Raw genomic sequence first — 17176 nt, 5'->3', positions numbered from 1 at the left:
AAATGGCCCGTTTCAGGACAGGGATAGTACATGCTGGTACAGCCCTGGACTGAAACGGGCTTTTGACGCAGTCCAGAGGGCAAAAGACGCTTTCTAAACTATGCTATGGTACTCGACTGGAGCAATAAGCCATTCTGACGCCGCCGGTGGGCAAAAAAGCCCTGTGCGAGCTACGACTAGTCGAGCTTCTCGCGCACGCGTTCAAGTTCCGTCTGCACATACGCCTCCGGCGCTCCCGCCGAACGCAGCAGATATTCCGCCATGGCCAGCGCAACTTCGCGTTCGCCGCTGAACACGGCGTCTGCGCCTTTGTCGCGCAGGGAGCGGGCTTCGCTCACAAAGGCCGTGTGCGCCAGAATACGCGCATGCGGGTTCACCGCGCGCGCTATGGACGTCACTTCGCCTGCGGGAATACTGGGGGATGTGAGCAGCAGGGCCTCGGCCTTTTCCAGACCAGCCTCACGCAGCACCTCGGCCTGCATGGCATCGCCGTGCACCACGGGCACACCTTCGCTGCGCAAAAGCCGCACAGTGTCGATATTCATTTCCACAACCACGGGCAACATGCTGCTGTCCTGCAAGATACGGCAGCAACTGCGCCCAACGGGGCCGTAGCCCACCACAACCACCCGCGCGCGGTCGCCTTCGTCCGGTACGATCAGGCAGGCCGCAGGTTCGATAATATTACCGCGCTTGCGCTTCTCCCACCACAGGGCCACATCCTTGGCCTTGCGGTACAGCATGGGGTTGAACGTGATGGAGATGATGGCCGCTGGAATAAGCGCATTGTTGACCCTCTGGTCAAAAACCCCAAGGCTGATGCCAAGGCCCGCAAGGATAAACGTAAATTCACCCACCTGCGACAGGGAGGCGGCCACGGAAAGCCCCTGCTTGAGAGGCTTGCGAAACAGGCTTGTCATCAGCAGCGCCCCAAGGGGCTTCACAATCATGATGACAAAAAGAGTCGCCAGCATGAGGGGCCAGTCCTGCGCCAGCGAGGCAGGGTCAAAGAGCATGCCCACAGACACAAAAAACAGCACGGCAAAGGCATCACGCAGGGGCAGGGCTTCGGCGGCGGCACGGGCGCTGAACTCGGACTGCCCCACAACCATGCCTGCCAAAAATGCGCCAAGCGCCATGGACGCCCCAAAAAATTCCGCAGCAGCAACGGCGATGCCAAGGGCCAGGGCCAACACTGCGAGGGTGAACAGATCGCGGGTGCCCGTGCGGGCCACGTAGCCCAGAAACAGCGGGATAAGTTTTTGCCCGGCCACAAGCGTAAACACGGAGAGCGCCGCCAGCTTCAGCAGGGTCATGCCCAGGGCGCTCCAAAATTCGCCGCCCGGAGAAAGAACCGAAGGCAGCAGCACAAGCAGCAGAATGGTAAAGATATCTTCCACCACCAGCCAGCCCAGGGCCACGTGCCCGGTGGGATTGTGCAGGTCATGGTTATCGGCAAGTACACGGGTAAGGACCACGGTGCTGGCAACGGAAATAGCCATGCCGTAAACCGCGCCGGAAAGCAGATCAAAGCCGAAAAAATGCAATAACCCCATGCTTGCCAGCGTTGCCAGCGATATCTGCGCCGCTGCGCCGCCAGTGGCAATGGCCCCCACGGCCAGCAGATCCTTGAGGTGAAAATGCAGGCCCACGCCAAACATCAGCAGGATAACGCCAATCTCGGCGCACTGGGCCGCCGTGGAGGCATCGGCCACAAAGCCGGGGGAGTGAGGGCCTACGATGATGCCTGCAAGCAGATAGCCCACAAGCGGGGAAAGACGCAATTTCTGCGTGATAAAACCAAGAACCAGGGCGGCGGAAAGCCCCCCGGCAAGTGTAAGAATAAGATTTACGTCATGGGGCATGGATAGTGCTCCTTTGAGGCCATGAAAAGGCAGGCCGCAAGCAGCTGAATGCCCGCTCTAGAGCTGTTTACGCATGAAATGAGTCAACTGCTCTGCAAGGATTTCTCTGAAAAATCCTTGCCACGAAATACTCTAGTCGTCGGACTTCAGCCATTGCAGCCACAGGTTGCGTCGGCGTGGGCCATCGCCCTCGCACAAATAAACGGATTGCCACGTGCCAAGGCGCAGTTCGCCCTTCTCCACAATCAGCAGGAGGGATGGCCCGTGCAGGGTGGTTTTTATGTGGGCATCGCTGTTGCCCTCAGCGTGGCGGTAGTCGCCATGCTCCGGGACAAGGTGGCTGAAAAAGGCCAGCATGTCGCGCCGCACGTCAGGGTCTGCGCCTTCGTTGACCGTGAGGCCGCAGGTGGTGTGCGGGCAGAACAGGGCCAGAGCGCCGCTCTGCCAGCGACCATCGGCGGCCCTGCGGCGCACCAGCGCGCGCAGCTCCGCCGTGATGTCGATCATCTCGCACCGGCTGCGGGTGCTTATTTCAAGGGTTTCCACGGTTGCCTCAGCTTGTGAATTCCAGCAGGTCGGAGCGGGCTATGCGGTCCAGCTCTTCACGCTGGTTTTCCGGCGTTTCGGTAAAGAGAAAACCAAACAGCCCATAGCGCGTAAAATCGCTTTTGCGCACATGCAGGACACGGGCAAAGCCACGGCCCAAGGCCTCGTAATCAAAGTTGCGTACGGGCGGGCAGTTTTCCGGCTTGTTCAGCACGATGAGGGTGTAGAGCTTGCCTTCGCGCCCGGCCAGAGCCTTGTCCCAATCGGGCCGCCGCCCTTCCAGAAAGCACCCGTAGGTGTGGAAGCCCCAGGAAAACAGGGTAACGTCCGTGCAGCACCAGCCCGCAAAACGCAGAGCGTTGAATTCGATGGGCCGTATGCGCCCTTGGGCGTCACGCCGCAGCTCCACATGGGTGGGAAAATTCCGCAGGCAGAGCAGGGAGTTAACCTTATTGAACCATGCCTCGAACTCTGCAAGGTGGGAACGTACCACAGAAGCGCCCGTGTAGTACAGGCGGTCGCTCACGTCTGAAGCGGAAGCAAATTCGTGCCGCAGAATGTTGCAGATCACGGCCTGCCCCTGCGCGTCAAAGTATACATCCACGGCGTATTCATCGCCTTCAATGTATTCCTCTATGAGCCAGTCTTCGCTGTCCACAACGCTGTCGGGATACTGCTCGCGCCAGTGCGTTGCTTCCTGCTCAATGGCGACGAGGGCGGCAAGCCAGTCTTCGCGAGTGCGCACAATGCGCACGCCCAGGCTGAAAAAACCCACAGAAGGCTTGACCACGCAGGGCAGGCGCAATTCTTCAAAAGGCAGATGGCGCAGGGCATCAAGAGTGAGTCTGCGATAGAAATAATCATCGTAGAGAGGACGCAGCAGCTCGCGGGTTCTGGCCTTGTTCTTGAGCTTCTCAATGCCGCTGACAAGCTCGGCATTGTCCACGTGGTCGCAAACCCAGGCCAGGGAATTTTCCGAGCAGGTATAAATGCGCGGGGGCGCGCAGTCCGGGCAGGACTTCCGGCACTGGGCCGCAAACTCCGCTTCCGGTACGAGGTTCAGGGGCGCTGCGCCAGAAAGCGCGCGGGCGCGGGACAAGTCCCGCGCCACAGCATTGTCGAGCACCGGTTCCCGCCGGGCTGCCGCGTAGTCGAGCAGCTCTGGCGAGACGTATGGTTCGTCAAAAATTATCATGCTCCTCCCAACACGCGGAAGTACACCGCAGGTTCCTTGAGCAGGCCGGCGTCCATGGTGCGCTGGAGAGCATCGCCCATGGCGCGGGCCGTGGTTTCGTGGGTCATGAAGACCAGCGGAACGCCATTGCCTTCATCACTCTTCTGGATGACCTGGGCCATGCTGATGCCCTCGGCGGCCATGCAGCCCGAAAGATCACGCAGCACGCCGGGGGTGTCCTGCACCATGACGCGCACGTAGTAGCACGAGCGCCATTCTTCCGGCGGCACAATGGAGGCCTTGGGCAATTCCTTGCCCACAAAGCCGGTGTTGTTGGGGCGTTCATCGCGGGCAACGGCCAGTAGATCGCCCAGCACGGCTCCGGCTGTGGGCAGATCGCCCGCGCCGCGCCCGTGGAAAAACAGCGGGCCGGAGGCGTTGGCGTCCACCCGCACGGCGTTGTACACGCCGCCCACGCGGGCCAGCAAAAACTTGTGGTACACAAGGGCGGGGAACACCCCGGCCTCAAGCCGGATGTTGCCATCACTCTCAGCGCCCTCGGCGCCAGGTACCTCACGCACCTGACCAATGAGCTTGATGCGGTAGCCAAATTCGCGCGCAAGGCGGATATCCATGCCGGAAAGCCCGCGAATGCCGCGCACCGAAAGGGCCGTGTAGGGATAGTGCACCCCATAGGCCAGACGGATAAGCAAGATAAGCTTGTGGGCGGCATCATGCCCGTCAATGTCCAGCGTGGGGTCGGCCTCGGCATAGCCCAGCTGCTGGGCCTGCTTGAGCGCAACGTCAAAATCCATACCGTTGCTGGTCATTTCAGACAAAATATAGTTGCTGGTGCCGTTGAGAATGCCCATGAGCGATTCGATGCGGTTGCCCGTAAGGCTTTCCTTCAGCGTCTCCACAATGGGGATGGCCCCAGCCACGCTGGCTTCGTAGCGCAGGATGCGCTTTTTGCGGTCAGCCTTCTGGAACAGGGCCAGACCTTCCTCGGCCAGCAGGGCCTTGTTGGCGGTGACGATGTGCTTGCCCTGATCAAGGGCGCGGTCGATGATGGTGCGGGCATTGTCGATGCCGCCGATCAGTTCCACCAGCACGTCGATTTCAGGATCATCGGTAAGCGCGCGGTAATCAGTGGTAAGTTCCGTTCCGGCGGGCAACTGGGCGCTGCGGGCCTTGGTGGCGTTGCGCACAAGCACCTTTTTGAGCACGATGTCGCGCCCGCAACGGCGGCGGATAAGGTCGGCGTTTTCGTCAAGCAGACGCACAAGGCCGCCGCCCACGGTGCCGAATCCGGCAAGGCCCACTACCAGGGGTTTATCGCTGTTCTTTGTCATGTCGCCTCCGAATCTGCTGCCTAACCCCGGTCTGTCCGCCGCGGGCCTGCGCGGTTGTTGGCCATATGCGGCCTTATGGTTGCTGCGGCGGGGCCGGAAAACCTCCCGACCCCGCCGATTTCAGTTGTTCTGACCTCGTTTCATCCCGTCCGAAAAACGGTTTTTGAAAGCGAGATTTTGTTCCCTGGCGAGAAAACGGCCCGTTTCAGGCTGTCCAGGGGACAAACGATGCTTCCAAAACCTATTTTGCCATCCTGGGGATTTTTGCCTTCCGGCAAGGAAGACGGGCTTTTTATGCAGGGAGTGTACTCTGATGGTACTCGACCGGAATAAAAAGACCGCCTGACGCCGCCGGAAGCAAAAAGACGCGGAGGGCGAAACAGGTTTAGTCGGAGACGCCCGACAACAACCGCCGCATGCTGCTAATAGCCTGCCGCGTGCGGTGCTCGTTTTCAATCAGGGCAAAGCGCACGTATTCGTCGCCGTAGGAGCCGAAGCCCAGACCAGGCGAAACGGCCACGTGGGCCTCCTGCAACAGCAGCTTGGAAAATTCCACGGAACCCATCTTGCGGAAGGGTTCGGGAATGTGCGCCCACACAAACATGGTCGCCTTGGGCGAAGGCGTTTCCCAGCCGATGCGGTTCAGGCCTTCGATGAGGCGGTCGCGCCGTTCCTGATACACGTCGCGGATCTGGTGCACGCAGTCTTCAGGGCCGTTGAGGGCCACGGTGGAGGCAATCTGGATGGGCTGGAACATGCCGTAATCCAGGTAGCTCTTGATGCGCGCAAGGGCGTGGATAAGATCCTTGTTGCCCACGGCAAAACCCACGCGCCAGCCGGGCATGGAATAGCTCTTGGACAGGGAGTAGAATTCCACGCCCACATCCTTGGCGCCCTTGGCCTGCAAAAAGCTGGGGGCCTTGTATCCGTCAAAAACCAGATCGGCGTAAGCCAGATCATGCACAACCCAGATGTGGTTTTCCTTGGCGAAATCCACAATCTTCTGGAAGAATTCCAGATCCGTCACTTCGGTGGTGGGGTTGTGCGGATAGCAGATGAAAAGCACCTTGGGCTTGGGCCAGGCCTGACGCATGGCGGCCTCAAGGTCTTCAAAAAAATTGCGGCCAGGGCCGATGGGCACGCTGCGCACGTCCGCGCCTGCAATGATGGGCGCGTACTTGTGGATGGGATAGGTCGGGTCGGGGGCGAGCACCACGTCGCCAGGCTCAAGAATAGCCAGCGAAAGGTGGGCCAGACCTTCCTTGGAACCCAGGGTCACGATGGCTTCGCTGTCAGGGTCGAGCTGCACGCCGTAGTGGCGCGCATAGCGATCACAGATGGCTTTGCGCAGGTTCGGAATACCGCGCGAAAGCGAGTAGCGGTGGTTCACCGGCTTCTGTGCTGCCTCAACAAGCTTGTCGACGATGGGTGCGGGCGTTGCGATGTCCGGATTGCCCATGCTGAAGTCCACGATGTCGATATTCTGCCGACGCAGCCGCATTTTGAGGTCTCCCACCACCGCAAAAACATAGGGGGGGAGGCGGCGAATCCGCGAAAACTCTTCCATGTCTGATAGCTCCTAAGTTGATCGACATGCAGTCTGTCCCATGCGCTCGCAACAGGTCACGCCCGCACCATGCAGGCATGGACTCCACCCTGCCGCGCAGCCCCACAGGAAGCCCGTGCGTTTACCGGGCGCTCACAAGTCGCCGGAAACGATTTTGTCAAGCCGCAGCATAGCCAGCCGTGCGCCTGTTTGTAAAGCATTGCGGGCCGCCGAACCCCTTGATGGGGCATGTTTTTTATATGGTTTACGGCGGAATGCCGCCAACTGCGCTTTGCCTTCCGCGCATAGTTGTGTATCCTTGATAAATATCTTGAATCCTGCGGAGGCAAACCATGGAAGATCATATTCGCTTTGACAGGCAAAATCTTGCGCTGCACCTGCTTGACCAGCGCTTGCTGCCAGAGCAGGAAACCGAAGTGATCTGCCGCAATACAGACGACATTGTATCGGCTTTACAAACCATGGTTGTGCGCGGGGCTCCGGCCATTGGCGTCACTGCGGCCTGGGGCTGCGCCCTTGCGCTGAACGAAACCAGCGGCCCCGGCTGGGCCACCCAGCTTGAAGAACTGCTTGACCGCATCGCCAATGCCCGGCCCACAGCCGTAAACCTGCGTTGGGCCGTTGAACGCATGCGCAAATGCTGGTGGAAGATAATCAACAGCGGAAGCGGCGACCGCGCCCCCCTGCTCGCGGCCTTTCTTGACGAGGCCGCCAGAATGCAGGCCGAAGATGTGGAAGCATGCAAGACTCTGGGGCGCTTTGGCGCGGATTGCCTGAAAGACGGCGACACCGTGCTCACCCACTGCAATGCTGGCGCTCTGGCCACTGCGGGCTATGGCACGGCGCTTGGGGTTATTCGCGGCGCTGTGGAGCAGGGCAAACGCATCAAGGTTATTGCCGATGAAACGCGGCCCTTTCTCCAGGGCGCGCGCCTCACGGCCTGGGAACTGCACAAGGACAATGTCCCCGTTACTGTTGCCTGCGACAATGCCTGCGCGCTGCTCATGAGCAAGGGGCTCGTGCAGTCTGTGGTGGTGGGGGCCGACCGCATTGCCGCCAACGGCGATGCGGCCAACAAGATCGGCACCTATGGCGTTGCCCTGCTGGCAAAGCACTTCAATATTCCCTTCTACGTGGCTGCCCCGCTCTCCACCATTGACCCCACAACATCCGACGGCAGCGGTATTCCCATTGAGCAGCGCCCGGAACGCGAGGTCACTCACGTGGGCGATACGCGCCTGACACCCGCAGATGTGCCCGTGTACAATTTTGCTTTTGATGTAACCCCCGCAGAGCTTATCACCGGCATCATCACCGAAAAGGGGGTGTTGCAGCCGCCCTACGGGCTTGCAATCTGGGCAGCCCTCAACGAGGCCAGTGCCGCGCCCGAAGCAGAAGACGCCGGGATTAAGGAGCGTTAGGGGTTCAGCATGAAAGAGCTTGTACTTGTCATAGGCCCGGCGCTGCCGGATGCGGCGCGCGCGCTGTGCACGGCCCCAGGATACAGCCCCAGCGGCAAGGCCGAAACAGAGTCCGGCCAGGCCCTGCCTGAACGGATTGTTGCTCACTGGGACGGATGGGAAGCGCCCAGTGGTGAAATTTCGCTGTCTGCGCGCCTGCGTGATGAACTGACGACCATCCGCGCCGAGCATATGGCCTGGGCGCACGATTTGGGACGCATGCGCGTTGGCGGACGCGAGGTGCAGCAGCATCTGCGCTGCGGCGAAAAACTCTCCATGTGGTGGTGTTCGCTGCTGTACGAACGCCATCCCAAGATGACGCCCGGCCTCTACACGGTTTACAAGCTACGCGCCCTTGAGCGCCTCATGGACGAGGGCGGATTTGCCTCCCTGCGCGTTTTTGGAGGGGATGAAGACCTGCGCGCCGCGCTTGCGCGCCTGTGCACCTCAGGGCACAGGCTGTTTGCAGAAAGCAGCGAAGCTCCGGTTCCGCTTAAGCCAGCCCGCAGTCTGCTGCGCAAGGTTTATGACGCAACACCTCCCCCCTTGCGCGCGCTGGCCCGCTACGCCCACTGGTGGTGGACTGTACGCCGCCACCTGCCGCCAGTTTCAGCCAAAAAACCTTTGCAGCCCGCTCAGGGGCAGGCTGCCACCATCGCCACCTACTTTCCCAATGTGGACATGAAGGCTGCGGAAAATGGCCGCTACCGTTCCCGCTACTGGGAGAACCTGCATGATGCGCTGAATGCGACCGCCGAAGTGGAGGCGCAAGAACAGGGGAACACCCGAAAGGATGCCCAGACCGCCGGGCACTTTGTGCGCTGGCTTTTCATCCGCTTTCCCGCGCCCCAGCTCAATCTGGCCCAGTGTATTGCCCTGCGCGACCGCTTTCGCCGTGAAGGCAGGGACGGCGCGAGCTTTCACTACCTTGAAGAATTTCTGACCACAGGCGACCTCGTCGCCGCCCTGTTCCGCTACGCGCGCATCTGCCTTGCCAGCCTGCGGCTGGAAAAAGAAGCCCGAGCGGCCTTTCGTTTTGCAGGCTCAAAGCTTGATTTCTGGACCTACCTCGGCCCCTACTGGGCGGAATCGTTCCGGGGCTGGCGTTGCCTTGAACGCTGCCTGCAACACCGGGCATTCAAACGATATGCCGCTATGGCTGGCCCGCAGCGCTGGACGCTCTTTCCGCTGGAGAACTGCCCGTGGGAGCGCATGCTCACCCAGACCATGCACGAGGCGGATAACGGCCCTGTCATCGGCGCGCAGCACTCCACCATCCGGCCCACAGACTTTCGCTATTTTGACGACCCGCGCACCTTTACGGGAGAGATGGCAGAATTCCAGCCCGACATGGTGCGGGGCAACGGGCGATCCGCTTGCTCGCAGTGGCGCGAGGCAGGCGTGCCCGCCGAGCGCCTGGGCGAAGTGGAAGCCCTGCGCTACCTCTATCTGGCGAACAATGAATCACAAAGTGCTGCTGCGAGTCATGAGTCCACGCCTGCCCCTCGGCGCTTGCTGGCCGTAACCAGTTTTTTTGCGGATGAAACCGAGGCCCATCTGGCACTGCTTGCCCGTTCGCTGCACGCAGGCCTGCTTGACGGCTGGGAAATCCGCGTAAAGCCGCACCCCTACCTGCCGGTTCAGGAAAGGCTGAAGGCCTTGCTGGGCCGCCGTGCGCAGGATGTGCAGGTGGTAGACGGCCCCATTGCCGACCAGCTTGCTCCCGGCGTGGTGGTCTGGGCCTCCAATTCCACCACCGTTGCGCTTGAAGCCGCCATCAAGGGCTTGCCCGTGATGGCGATGCTGCCCACAGACGACTTTGACCTCTGCCCCCTGCAAGATGTACCCAGTCTGCCGCGCACCGGCAGCGTGGACGATGTGGCCCGCGCGCTGCAAGCTGCAGCGCCTCTGCACCTTCCACCCGAATATCTCGACCTGAACGTCTATCTTCCCAAATGGGAAACACTGCTGCATCTGAGAGGAAAACCATGAGTACGCATGACAGAGTGGCCGCCCTGGTGCGCCACTACTATTGGGACAGGGATCTCAACTGCGCCCGCACAACCCTGCGTTGTCTGGAAAATGTTCTCAATGAACCGCTGCACCCGCAGGTGTACACTGCCACAGTGGGTTGCCACGGCGCTGGCGGCACTGGCGGGCAGTGCGGCCTTGTGGAGGGCGGCTTGCTGCTCATCGGTCTGCGCGGCGCGGAACTGGGCAAGGAAGAATCCGAAATCGTTGATCTGTGCGCGCAATTTGCCGCCCAGTTTACGGAACGCTTCGGCAGCCTCTCCTGCAAGGATTTGCGGCCCGGCGGCATCCACCCCAATGATCCCCCGCACCTGTGTGAATCCGTTTCGGTGGACGCCATATGTTTTTTGCATGACTTTCTTGACGAAATGACACATTCCGCCGAGCCAAACCGCAGAAAACCTGGGTTTGAAGCTGATACGGCAAAATAGGGTTCCAATTCCACCATTTGACAACAATGCCCGGAGCGAATAGGTTCCGCGCAGATGGCCCTTTGCGGCCATGCACTTTTTATGCGTCTGCCTTCTGGCAGGCGCTCACCCTCAACTTTATGGAAGGAGCATCCTACATGTCGTCCGACAGTTGCCACAGTTCCCCTTCGGAACCTGACAGTTTACGTCGCACCACTCTTTCCACGCCATTCCGTTCCCGTAGCTGAAAATCTTCCTGCGGGTAACGCGTTGCGCGTGCTCTCAGGAGGCTTTTATGGTTCTGCGCTCTTTTCTGCCGCACGGCCTTGTTGTGCCGTTTGCCCGTATTTTTGGCCGCAAAGGTCACGCCGCCGCACATTCCGTCAGCACTGAGCTGGTTCGGCAGGCTGCAACCCGTCTGCTGGATGCCGCCCGCGTTGAGCCGGACGAAGCCCTGCAGACGTTCAACTCTTCGCCCGATGGGCTTACCCGCCATCAGGTGCATGAGATGCGCCACCAGTACGGGGCCAATATCCTTGCCGCAAAGGGCAGGGACAGCCTGCCCAAACGCCTGTTCACCTCGTTTATCAATCCCTTCAGCATTGTGCTCCTTCTGCTGGCCTGCATTTCTTTCTTTACCGACTATCTGCTGGCAGATGCCGGAGAAAAAGACCTCACCGCCGTTATTATTGTGACGGTCATGGTCTGCATCAGCGGCGTGCTGCATTTCGTGCAGGAGGCCCGCTCCGGCAATGCTGTGTCCCGCCTTGAATCGCTGGTCAAAACCACTATTGAAGTGGTACGTGAGGGCGAAGGCAAGGAGCTGCCCATCAATTCGCTGGTGGTGGGCGATGTGGTGCGCTTGGCCGCAGGCGACATGATCCCCGCCGACATGCGTATTCTGCGGGCCAAGGATCTTTTTGTCAGCCAGTCTTCCCTCACGGGCGAGAGCGAACCGGTGGAAAAGTTCCCCCATGCCCTGCCCGCCGACACCGCCGCCGCCTCGCCCCTTGATTGCGACAATCTGGCCTTCATGGGCAGCAACGTAGTCAGCGGCGCGGCCTACGGCCTTGTGCTGGCTGTGGGCGGAGCGTCGCTTTTCGGCTCTCTGGCGCGCCAGATTGCTGCCACCACCACGCCTACCAGCTTTGACAAAGGCGTGAATTCCGTTTCCTGGCTGCTTTTGCGGTTCATGATCTGCATGGCACCGGTGGTGCTTTTTATCAACGGCTTCACAAAGGGCGACTGGGTGGAGGCCGCCTTGTTTGCCCTTTCCGTCGCCGTGGGCCTTACGCCCGAAATGCTGCCCACCGTGGTATCCGCCAATCTGGTGCGCGGGGCCGTGTTTATGGCCCGTAAAAAGGTGATTGCCCGCCGGCTTAACGCTATCCAGAACCTTGGGGCCATGGACGTGCTGTGTACCGACAAGACGGGCACCCTCACGCAGGACAGGATTGTGCTTGAGTATTCGCTCGACATTCACGGCACGGAAGACGCCCGTGTGCTGCGCCATGCCTTTTTGAACAGCTGGTTCCAGACTGGCCTCAAAAACCTGCTGGACGCCGCCATCGTCAACCACGCCGATGAACTGAGCATGCAACCCCTGCGCAAGGAATACAGCCTTGTGGACGAAATGCCCTTTGATTTCAGCCGCCGTCGCATGAGCGTGGTGGTGGCAGACACCACGGGCAAAACCCAGATCATCACCAAGGGCGCGCTGGAAGAAATGCTCACCGTGTGCGCTTATGCCGAATATCACGGGCAGGTTGAGCCGCTTACACCCGAACTCCAGGCCGAAATACTGGAGCGTGTGCGCCGTTACAACAACGACGGCATGCGTGTGGTGGGCGTAGCGCACAAAACCATGTCCGCGCCGGGCGGCGTTTTCTCTGTGGCAGACGAAAAAGATATGGTGCTGTTGGGCTATCTGGCCTTTCTTGATCCGCCCAAGGATTCGGCGTCAAAGGCTCTGGCCGCGCTCAATGAGCACGGCGTGCGCGTAAAGGTGCTGACAGGCGACAACGACGCCGTTACCCGCAGCGTATGCCGTCAGGTGGGGCTGCCGGGCAAAAACATTCTGCTGGGCGCAGAAATAGAAGGGATGGACGATGCGGCCCTGAAAACCGCCGTTGAAGAAACCGACATTTTCGCCAAGCTCAGCCCGCGCCAAAAAGCCCGTATTGTGACCTGCCTGCGCGGCAACGGCCATGTGGTGGGCTTTATGGGCGACGGCATCAACGATGCCCCGGCCATGAAAAACGCCGATGTGGGTATTTCCGTTGATTCCGCTGTGGATGTGGCCCGGGAATCCGCAGGCGTCATCCTGCTTGAGAAAGACCTCACCGTGCTTGAGGCCGGTGTGATGGAAGGACGCCGCACCTATGCGAATATAATTAAATACATCAAGATTACGGTTAGTTCCAACTTCGGCAACATGTTTTCCGTGCTGGCGGCCAGCGTGTTTCTGCCGTTCTTGCCCATGACGCCGCTACAGATTCTGGTGCTCAACCTGCTCTATGATGTCTCTTGCACGGCCATGCCCTGGGACAATGTGGATGAGGAGTTTTTGCGCAAGCCCCGCAACTGGAACACGGACAGCATCCGGCGATTCATGTTCTGGCTCGGGCCTACCAGCTCGATCTTTGACCTCACAACCTATGCCCTGCTGTTCTGGGTGATCTGCCCTGCCGTGGTGCCCATGCCCGCAGGCGGCTGGCAAGCCATGAGCAGCGCAGATCAGGCGAGCTTTGCCGCCCTGTTTCAGGCGGGCTGGTTTGTGGAGTCGCTGTGGACGCAGACTATGGTCATCCACATGCTGCGCACCCCTGGCATTCCCCTGATGCACAGCCGCGCCGCGTGGCAGGTGACCCTGCTCACGGGCCTTGGCGTTGCTGTGGGCACGGCCATTCCCTTTACCGTTCTGGGTCAGGGGCTGGACATGGGCGCACTGCCAGCCATCTACTTCCCCTGGCTGGCTGCGGTGCTCGTGGGTTATCTGGCCCTGGCCACCCTGGTAAAGCAGGCCTTCATGCGCCGTTACAACACATGGCTATAAAAGAACTGCGGTCAGGGGGCTGACTTTCAACCTCCTGACCGCAGCACGAAAAGAAACAGTCATTTGTTCCCGGCAAGGCTGCCTTAAGCAGCCAGCAGGCAAAAGAGCTGTTCAGCGTTTGCTGTCAAAAAAATCCTTCTGATCTCCCACCCCATACAAAAACGCACCCCGGTGGTCGGCAGTGTCGCCAGCATATACGGCCTCAGCCCTGGCTCCCCCTGCGGTGATGGTGTAGCCCACGGCAAGGGTGGACACGTAGGGCGGCATGACCTCATCCACCTTGCCGTAATAGTAGCGGCAAGGCGTTGCCGAGCGCCACATGAAGGCCTGATTGTCGCGCAATCTGCGAAAAAATGTGTCCATGCCCGCCGAGGATTGGGCCATGACTTCCTCTTGCACTAGGTCGGCAATCTTGGCGGGTATCTGCGGCTGCAGCTCTTCCCAACTGATTTTGTTTTCGTAAAAATCGCGGCAGGCAGCCTGATACTCGGGCTTGATGATGGTTTGCGGCAGGCCGGGCATGTCGTAATAGTAGGCGTAGGAATGGGTAAACAGAATAACGCTGCCCGCGAGCCACGTGGCGTCAAGCGCTGAGGGGTTGTTTATCCAGCGGGTCAGCAACAGATACAGATCGGCTGGTGTAGCAGCCGTTGCCGCCGCCTTGACGGGCATGTTCAGGGATTCGAGCCGATGGCGGAATTGCTGGGTGCTCCAGCTGCCCTGCGACCAACCGCTGAGATAGAGGCCATCCTCTTCAATACCCAGATCAGCCAGCACCGCACGGGCGGCAAAAAGCATATCCATGCAGGCCTGCACTGTTGACTCGCGCACCATGTAGCTGTCCGGCTCGATGGAATCCCCCTTGCCGATGTAGTCCGCGCCTATCACCACATAGCCGTTCCCCGCCAGCCGCGCGGCTACAATGCGCGTTTCATCCGACTCCTCGGGGCGAGAGGGCACCGCCGTACGGGTAAATACCGTGCCGTGCTGATATGAGACCACGGGCAGTTTCTTTTGCGTGATTTGCGGCACTGCCACAAGGCCGGAAGCCATGGTGGGCCGATTGCCCTGTTCCGGAATCATGGTTGTGTACAGCACCTTGTACAGGCTCACGCCATTGGCGGCCTCCGAATACTGCATTTTGAAATTGCTGAATGCCGCCACTTCTGACGTAAGAATTTTATTCAGCCGTTCAACGCTGTAGTCGCCGATGTGCGTATAGCGCACACCTGAGGCCACATTCTTGTAATCTGCCGCGTTGGCAGTTACCGCCAGCAGCATGAACAAAAGAGCAATGATTGTGGTCTGCCGCATGGAGCCTCCGGGTTTGCTGGTGTTTTTTCCACACTACTGATGCTCTATTCTTTTGCAAGCCTCTGTGAACAGACCTGTGCTGATTTGAAAAAACAGATGAAAAGAGGCCCTGCCATGCGGCAAGGCCCCCCCGGACACTGATACAAAAAGACCAAGCGGCTAATGCCCGGATTTCAAACTGCTGATAAGCCCACGCAATACCTGTGCCTGCTGGGCCATGTCGGAAACCGCCCCGGCAGAATGCTGCATGGCGGAACTGGTTTCAAGCGAGATGCGGTTCACGTCTTCAATGGAGCGGTTGATCTCCTCACTGGTGGAGGACTGTTCTTCCGCAGCGGTCGCGATGGATTGCACCTGCTGCGCTGTGGCGTCCACCAGTTGCACAATTTCATGCAGGGCCTCGCCCGAAGTGCCCGCGAGTGTGGTGGCGGTATCAATCATATTCACAACCTGCTCCACGTTGCCCACGTTTTTGCGGGTGCCGTTCTGGATATCGCGGATGGCGTCGCCCACTTCCTTGGTGGCGGTCATGGTTTTTTCCGCCAGTTTGCGCACTTCATCGGCAACTACGGCAAAGCCGCGCCCGGCCTCGCCTGCGCGCGCCGCTTCAATGGCGGCATTGAGGGCCAGCAGGTTGGTCTGGTCGGCAATGTCCGAAATAACACCCAAAATCTGCCCCGTACTCTCGGCCTGCTTGCCGAGCGTGGTCATTTCCGATTTCAGCTCCACGGCGCTGGTCTGGATAAGGCTGATATCCTTTACCACACTGGCCACCACATCCGCGCCGCTTTCAGCCTTGCTCTTGGCTGCCTTGGCGGATTCCGCCGCCTGCCCGGCGTTGCGTGCCACTTCAAGCACTGTGGCGTTCATTTCTTCCATGGCAGTGGCTGTTTCGCCCACGCGCACGGTCTGGCTTTCAGCGCCACGGCTGGCCTGTTCCACCTGGGCCGAAAGTTCTTCCGAAGCAGTGGTTACTGCCTCCACAACGCCCTCAAGTTCGGTGGCGGCATGCAGCATGCCGTCCGCCTTGGCCTGCTCGGCGGCCATGCGGGCGGCTTCGGCATCTTGTGTTGCACGGGCGGCACGCTCTGATTCTTCCTGCGCCAGACGGCTTTTTCCGTCAGCCTCGGCTATCTTGTCTTTAAGGCTGCCCACCATGCTGCGCAGGCTGTCCGCCAGATGACCAATTTCATTGCGCCGCACCAGCGTCAGGCTGCGATCAAGCTCGCCCCCCGCCACTGACCGGGCATAGGATTCCAGCTCTTGCAGCGGCTTGACGATAATTTTTTCAAGGGCCAGCAGGGTAATACCCACAAGTAGCAGGATTGCGGCAAAGCCAGCGCAAACCATGATGTTGCGCTGGTTATTGGCCGAGGCTTCGATCTCCGCGCGATCCATGGTGATGACGACCTTCCAGTTCCAGCCCGGAACCGACGCCCACGCAAGCATTTTTTCCACGCCGCCACGGGTGAAGGATTCCACGCCCGTCGGAGTGGAAAGAATTTTGGCGATGCCTTCTTCCTTGGAAACATCCTTGAGTACGCGCTCGCTGTCGGGGTGCCCGACCATGACGCCTGTGGGTGCGACAATAAACGGATAGCCCGTTTTGCCCAGATGGATGTCGTTAATGTAGTTTTCCATCAGACCGTCAATGGCATAGGCCATGCCCACGCCGCCAATGACCCTGCCGCTGTCGTCCACTATGGCATCGGCAACGCCCACAATGGCCTTGCCCGTGATCGAGCTCTTTGACGGTGTGTCGCTCAGGCCGGGCTTGCCCTTGAAGGTTTCGCGAATGTACTCGCGATGGGCAAAATTTTTGAGGCTGCCTTCCTTGCCGTGAACACGGTTGATCAGCTGGGTGCCTTCCGTGTCAAACAGGAAGAAAGAGTTTACTTCGTCTGCCGAGCGCGACATGGCAGAAAGGAAACCTGCGGCCTCGCTATTATCATGCCGGTTACGCAAATATTCCTTGAGGGCTGGTTGCAGTACCGCTCCGTGGAGCACCATCTGCTGCTGCTCGCCAAAGTCACCCAGCGACTTGGCAATGGTGCCAGCCAGAAGGCGCATCTGATCAACGCTTGACGTCAGGCTGGCCTCATAGCTGTAGCGGGCGACCACGACAATCAGGGCTGACTGCACCGCAAAAACCACCCCGCCCACAAGAAGCATCATTGCCATTCTGATGCTGCGTACCGACATAAACTAGCCTCCTCACTGCAAAACAGATCATTTCAATTCAGGCTGTCCACTGCGATCTTGCTAAAAACATCAAATAGGAGGCGGATGCAATATACATTCCAATATATCAAGATATTTAATTTTTCTATTATCAACTGAAATAACTAACAATTCATTACTATCTGAATTTTGATTTCTTCACGCCACGTTCCCTCATGTCT

Annotated in this window: 12 protein-coding genes; 5 read left to right on the top strand and 7 right to left on the bottom strand. The window is 59.5% G+C overall.

The annotated features are described in order from the left end of the window. Positions 1-176: 176 nt before the first annotated feature. From JMF94_RS01525 to JMF94_RS01510, 4 genes are all read right to left on the bottom strand, one after another. The gene (locus JMF94_RS01525; protein WP_240823455.1) at positions 177-1865 is read right to left on the bottom strand and encodes a cation:proton antiporter; all 1689 of its coding nucleotides are present in this window, start codon (positions 1863-1865) and stop codon (positions 177-179) included. A gap of 132 nt (positions 1866-1997) precedes the next feature. Next, positions 1998-2411, bottom strand: a complete 414-nt coding sequence (locus tag JMF94_RS01520; RefSeq protein WP_240823454.1) for a secondary thiamine-phosphate synthase enzyme YjbQ — start codon at positions 2409-2411, stop codon at positions 1998-2000. Positions 2412-2418: 7 nt separating this feature from the next. Then, complete coding sequence (locus tag JMF94_RS01515) at positions 2419-3606, bottom strand: ATP-grasp domain-containing protein (RefSeq protein ID WP_240823453.1); 1188 nt, start codon at positions 3604-3606, stop codon at positions 2419-2421. Further along, positions 3603-4937 (bottom strand): homoserine dehydrogenase, encoded by a 1335-nt coding sequence (locus JMF94_RS01510; RefSeq protein ID WP_240823452.1) that lies wholly within the window; start codon positions 4935-4937, stop codon positions 3603-3605. Before JMF94_RS01510 ends, JMF94_RS01515 begins: the two co-directional genes overlap by 4 nt. A gap of 75 nt (positions 4938-5012) precedes the next feature. Between JMF94_RS01510 and JMF94_RS01505 the strand changes: the two genes are divergently transcribed. Further along, positions 5013-5270: a hypothetical protein gene (locus JMF94_RS01505; RefSeq protein ID WP_240823451.1), complete on the top strand. Its 258-nt coding sequence runs from the start codon at positions 5013-5015 to the stop codon at positions 5268-5270. Between the two features lie 52 nt (positions 5271-5322). Here JMF94_RS01505 and JMF94_RS01500 read toward each other — a convergent pair whose 3' ends face one another. After that, positions 5323-6504 carry an aminotransferase class I/II-fold pyridoxal phosphate-dependent enzyme gene (locus tag JMF94_RS01500; protein WP_192113495.1) on the bottom strand — a complete coding sequence of 394 codons (1182 nt, stop codon included), beginning with the start codon at positions 6502-6504 and terminating at the stop codon, positions 5323-5325. Between the two features lie 332 nt (positions 6505-6836). On the opposite strand from JMF94_RS01500, the gene mtnA reads away from it, so the two are divergent. The 4 genes from mtnA (at position 6837) to mgtA (ending at position 13460) form a co-directional block, all read left to right on the top strand. Continuing rightward, positions 6837-7925: an S-methyl-5-thioribose-1-phosphate isomerase gene (gene mtnA, locus JMF94_RS01495; protein ID WP_240823450.1), complete on the top strand. Its 1089-nt coding sequence runs from the start codon at positions 6837-6839 to the stop codon at positions 7923-7925. A 9-nt stretch (positions 7926-7934) separates the two neighbouring features. Further along, a complete protein-coding gene (locus JMF94_RS01490) occupies positions 7935-9956 on the top strand; it encodes a TIGR04326 family surface carbohydrate biosynthesis protein (RefSeq protein WP_240823449.1) in 2022 nt (673 codons plus the stop codon). Beyond that, positions 9953-10426 carry a C-GCAxxG-C-C family protein gene (locus JMF94_RS01485; RefSeq protein ID WP_240823448.1) on the top strand — a complete coding sequence of 158 codons (474 nt, stop codon included), beginning with the start codon at positions 9953-9955 and terminating at the stop codon, positions 10424-10426. The genes JMF94_RS01490 and JMF94_RS01485 overlap by 4 nt, the downstream gene beginning before the upstream one ends. A 274-nt stretch (positions 10427-10700) precedes the next feature. After that, positions 10701-13460: a magnesium-translocating P-type ATPase gene (gene mgtA, locus JMF94_RS01480; RefSeq protein ID WP_240823447.1), complete on the top strand. Its 2760-nt coding sequence runs from the start codon at positions 10701-10703 to the stop codon at positions 13458-13460. A 111-nt stretch (positions 13461-13571) separates the two neighbouring features. Here mgtA and JMF94_RS01475 read toward each other — a convergent pair whose 3' ends face one another. Further along, positions 13572-14774 carry a hypothetical protein gene (locus JMF94_RS01475; protein WP_240823446.1) on the bottom strand — a complete coding sequence of 401 codons (1203 nt, stop codon included), beginning with the start codon at positions 14772-14774 and terminating at the stop codon, positions 13572-13574. A gap of 159 nt (positions 14775-14933) precedes the next feature. Then, positions 14934-16976, bottom strand: a complete 2043-nt coding sequence (locus JMF94_RS01470) for a methyl-accepting chemotaxis protein (RefSeq protein ID WP_240823445.1) — start codon at positions 16974-16976, stop codon at positions 14934-14936. Positions 16977-17176: the final 200 nt, after the last annotated feature.

Origin of the sequence: Desulfovibrio sp. UIB00, assembly GCF_022508225.1 — a bacterium.
GTDB lineage: Bacteria > Desulfobacterota > Desulfovibrionia > Desulfovibrionales > Desulfovibrionaceae > Desulfovibrio.
The sequence above is the reverse complement of the archived record's forward strand: the minus strand, read 5'-3'. Positions and strand labels throughout refer to the sequence as shown.

What these genes read in the sequence shown, in the direction of transcription:
- JMF94_RS01525 (WP_240823455.1), bottom strand. Translation starts at nt 1,865, where the DNA reads ATGCCCCATGACGTAAATCTTATTCTTACACTTGCCGGGGGGCTTTCC.
- JMF94_RS01515 (WP_240823453.1), bottom strand. Translation starts at nt 3,606, where the DNA reads ATGATAATTTTTGACGAACCATACGTCTCGCCAGAGCTGCTCGACTAC.
- JMF94_RS01510 (WP_240823452.1), bottom strand. Translation starts at nt 4,937, where the DNA reads ATGACAAAGAACAGCGATAAACCCCTGGTAGTGGGCCTTGCCGGATTC.
- JMF94_RS01505 (WP_240823451.1), top strand. Translation starts at nt 5,013, where the DNA reads ATGGTTGCTGCGGCGGGGCCGGAAAACCTCCCGACCCCGCCGATTTCA.
- JMF94_RS01500 (WP_192113495.1), bottom strand. Translation starts at nt 6,504, where the DNA reads ATGGAAGAGTTTTCGCGGATTCGCCGCCTCCCCCCCTATGTTTTTGCG.
- mtnA (WP_240823450.1), top strand. Translation starts at nt 6,837, where the DNA reads ATGGAAGATCATATTCGCTTTGACAGGCAAAATCTTGCGCTGCACCTG.
- JMF94_RS01490 (WP_240823449.1), top strand. Translation starts at nt 7,935, where the DNA reads ATGAAAGAGCTTGTACTTGTCATAGGCCCGGCGCTGCCGGATGCGGCG.
- JMF94_RS01485 (WP_240823448.1), top strand. Translation starts at nt 9,953, where the DNA reads ATGAGTACGCATGACAGAGTGGCCGCCCTGGTGCGCCACTACTATTGG.
- mgtA (WP_240823447.1), top strand. Translation starts at nt 10,701, where the DNA reads ATGGTTCTGCGCTCTTTTCTGCCGCACGGCCTTGTTGTGCCGTTTGCC.
- JMF94_RS01475 (WP_240823446.1), bottom strand. Translation starts at nt 14,774, where the DNA reads ATGCGGCAGACCACAATCATTGCTCTTTTGTTCATGCTGCTGGCGGTA.
- JMF94_RS01470 (WP_240823445.1), bottom strand. Translation starts at nt 16,976, where the DNA reads ATGTCGGTACGCAGCATCAGAATGGCAATGATGCTTCTTGTGGGCGGG.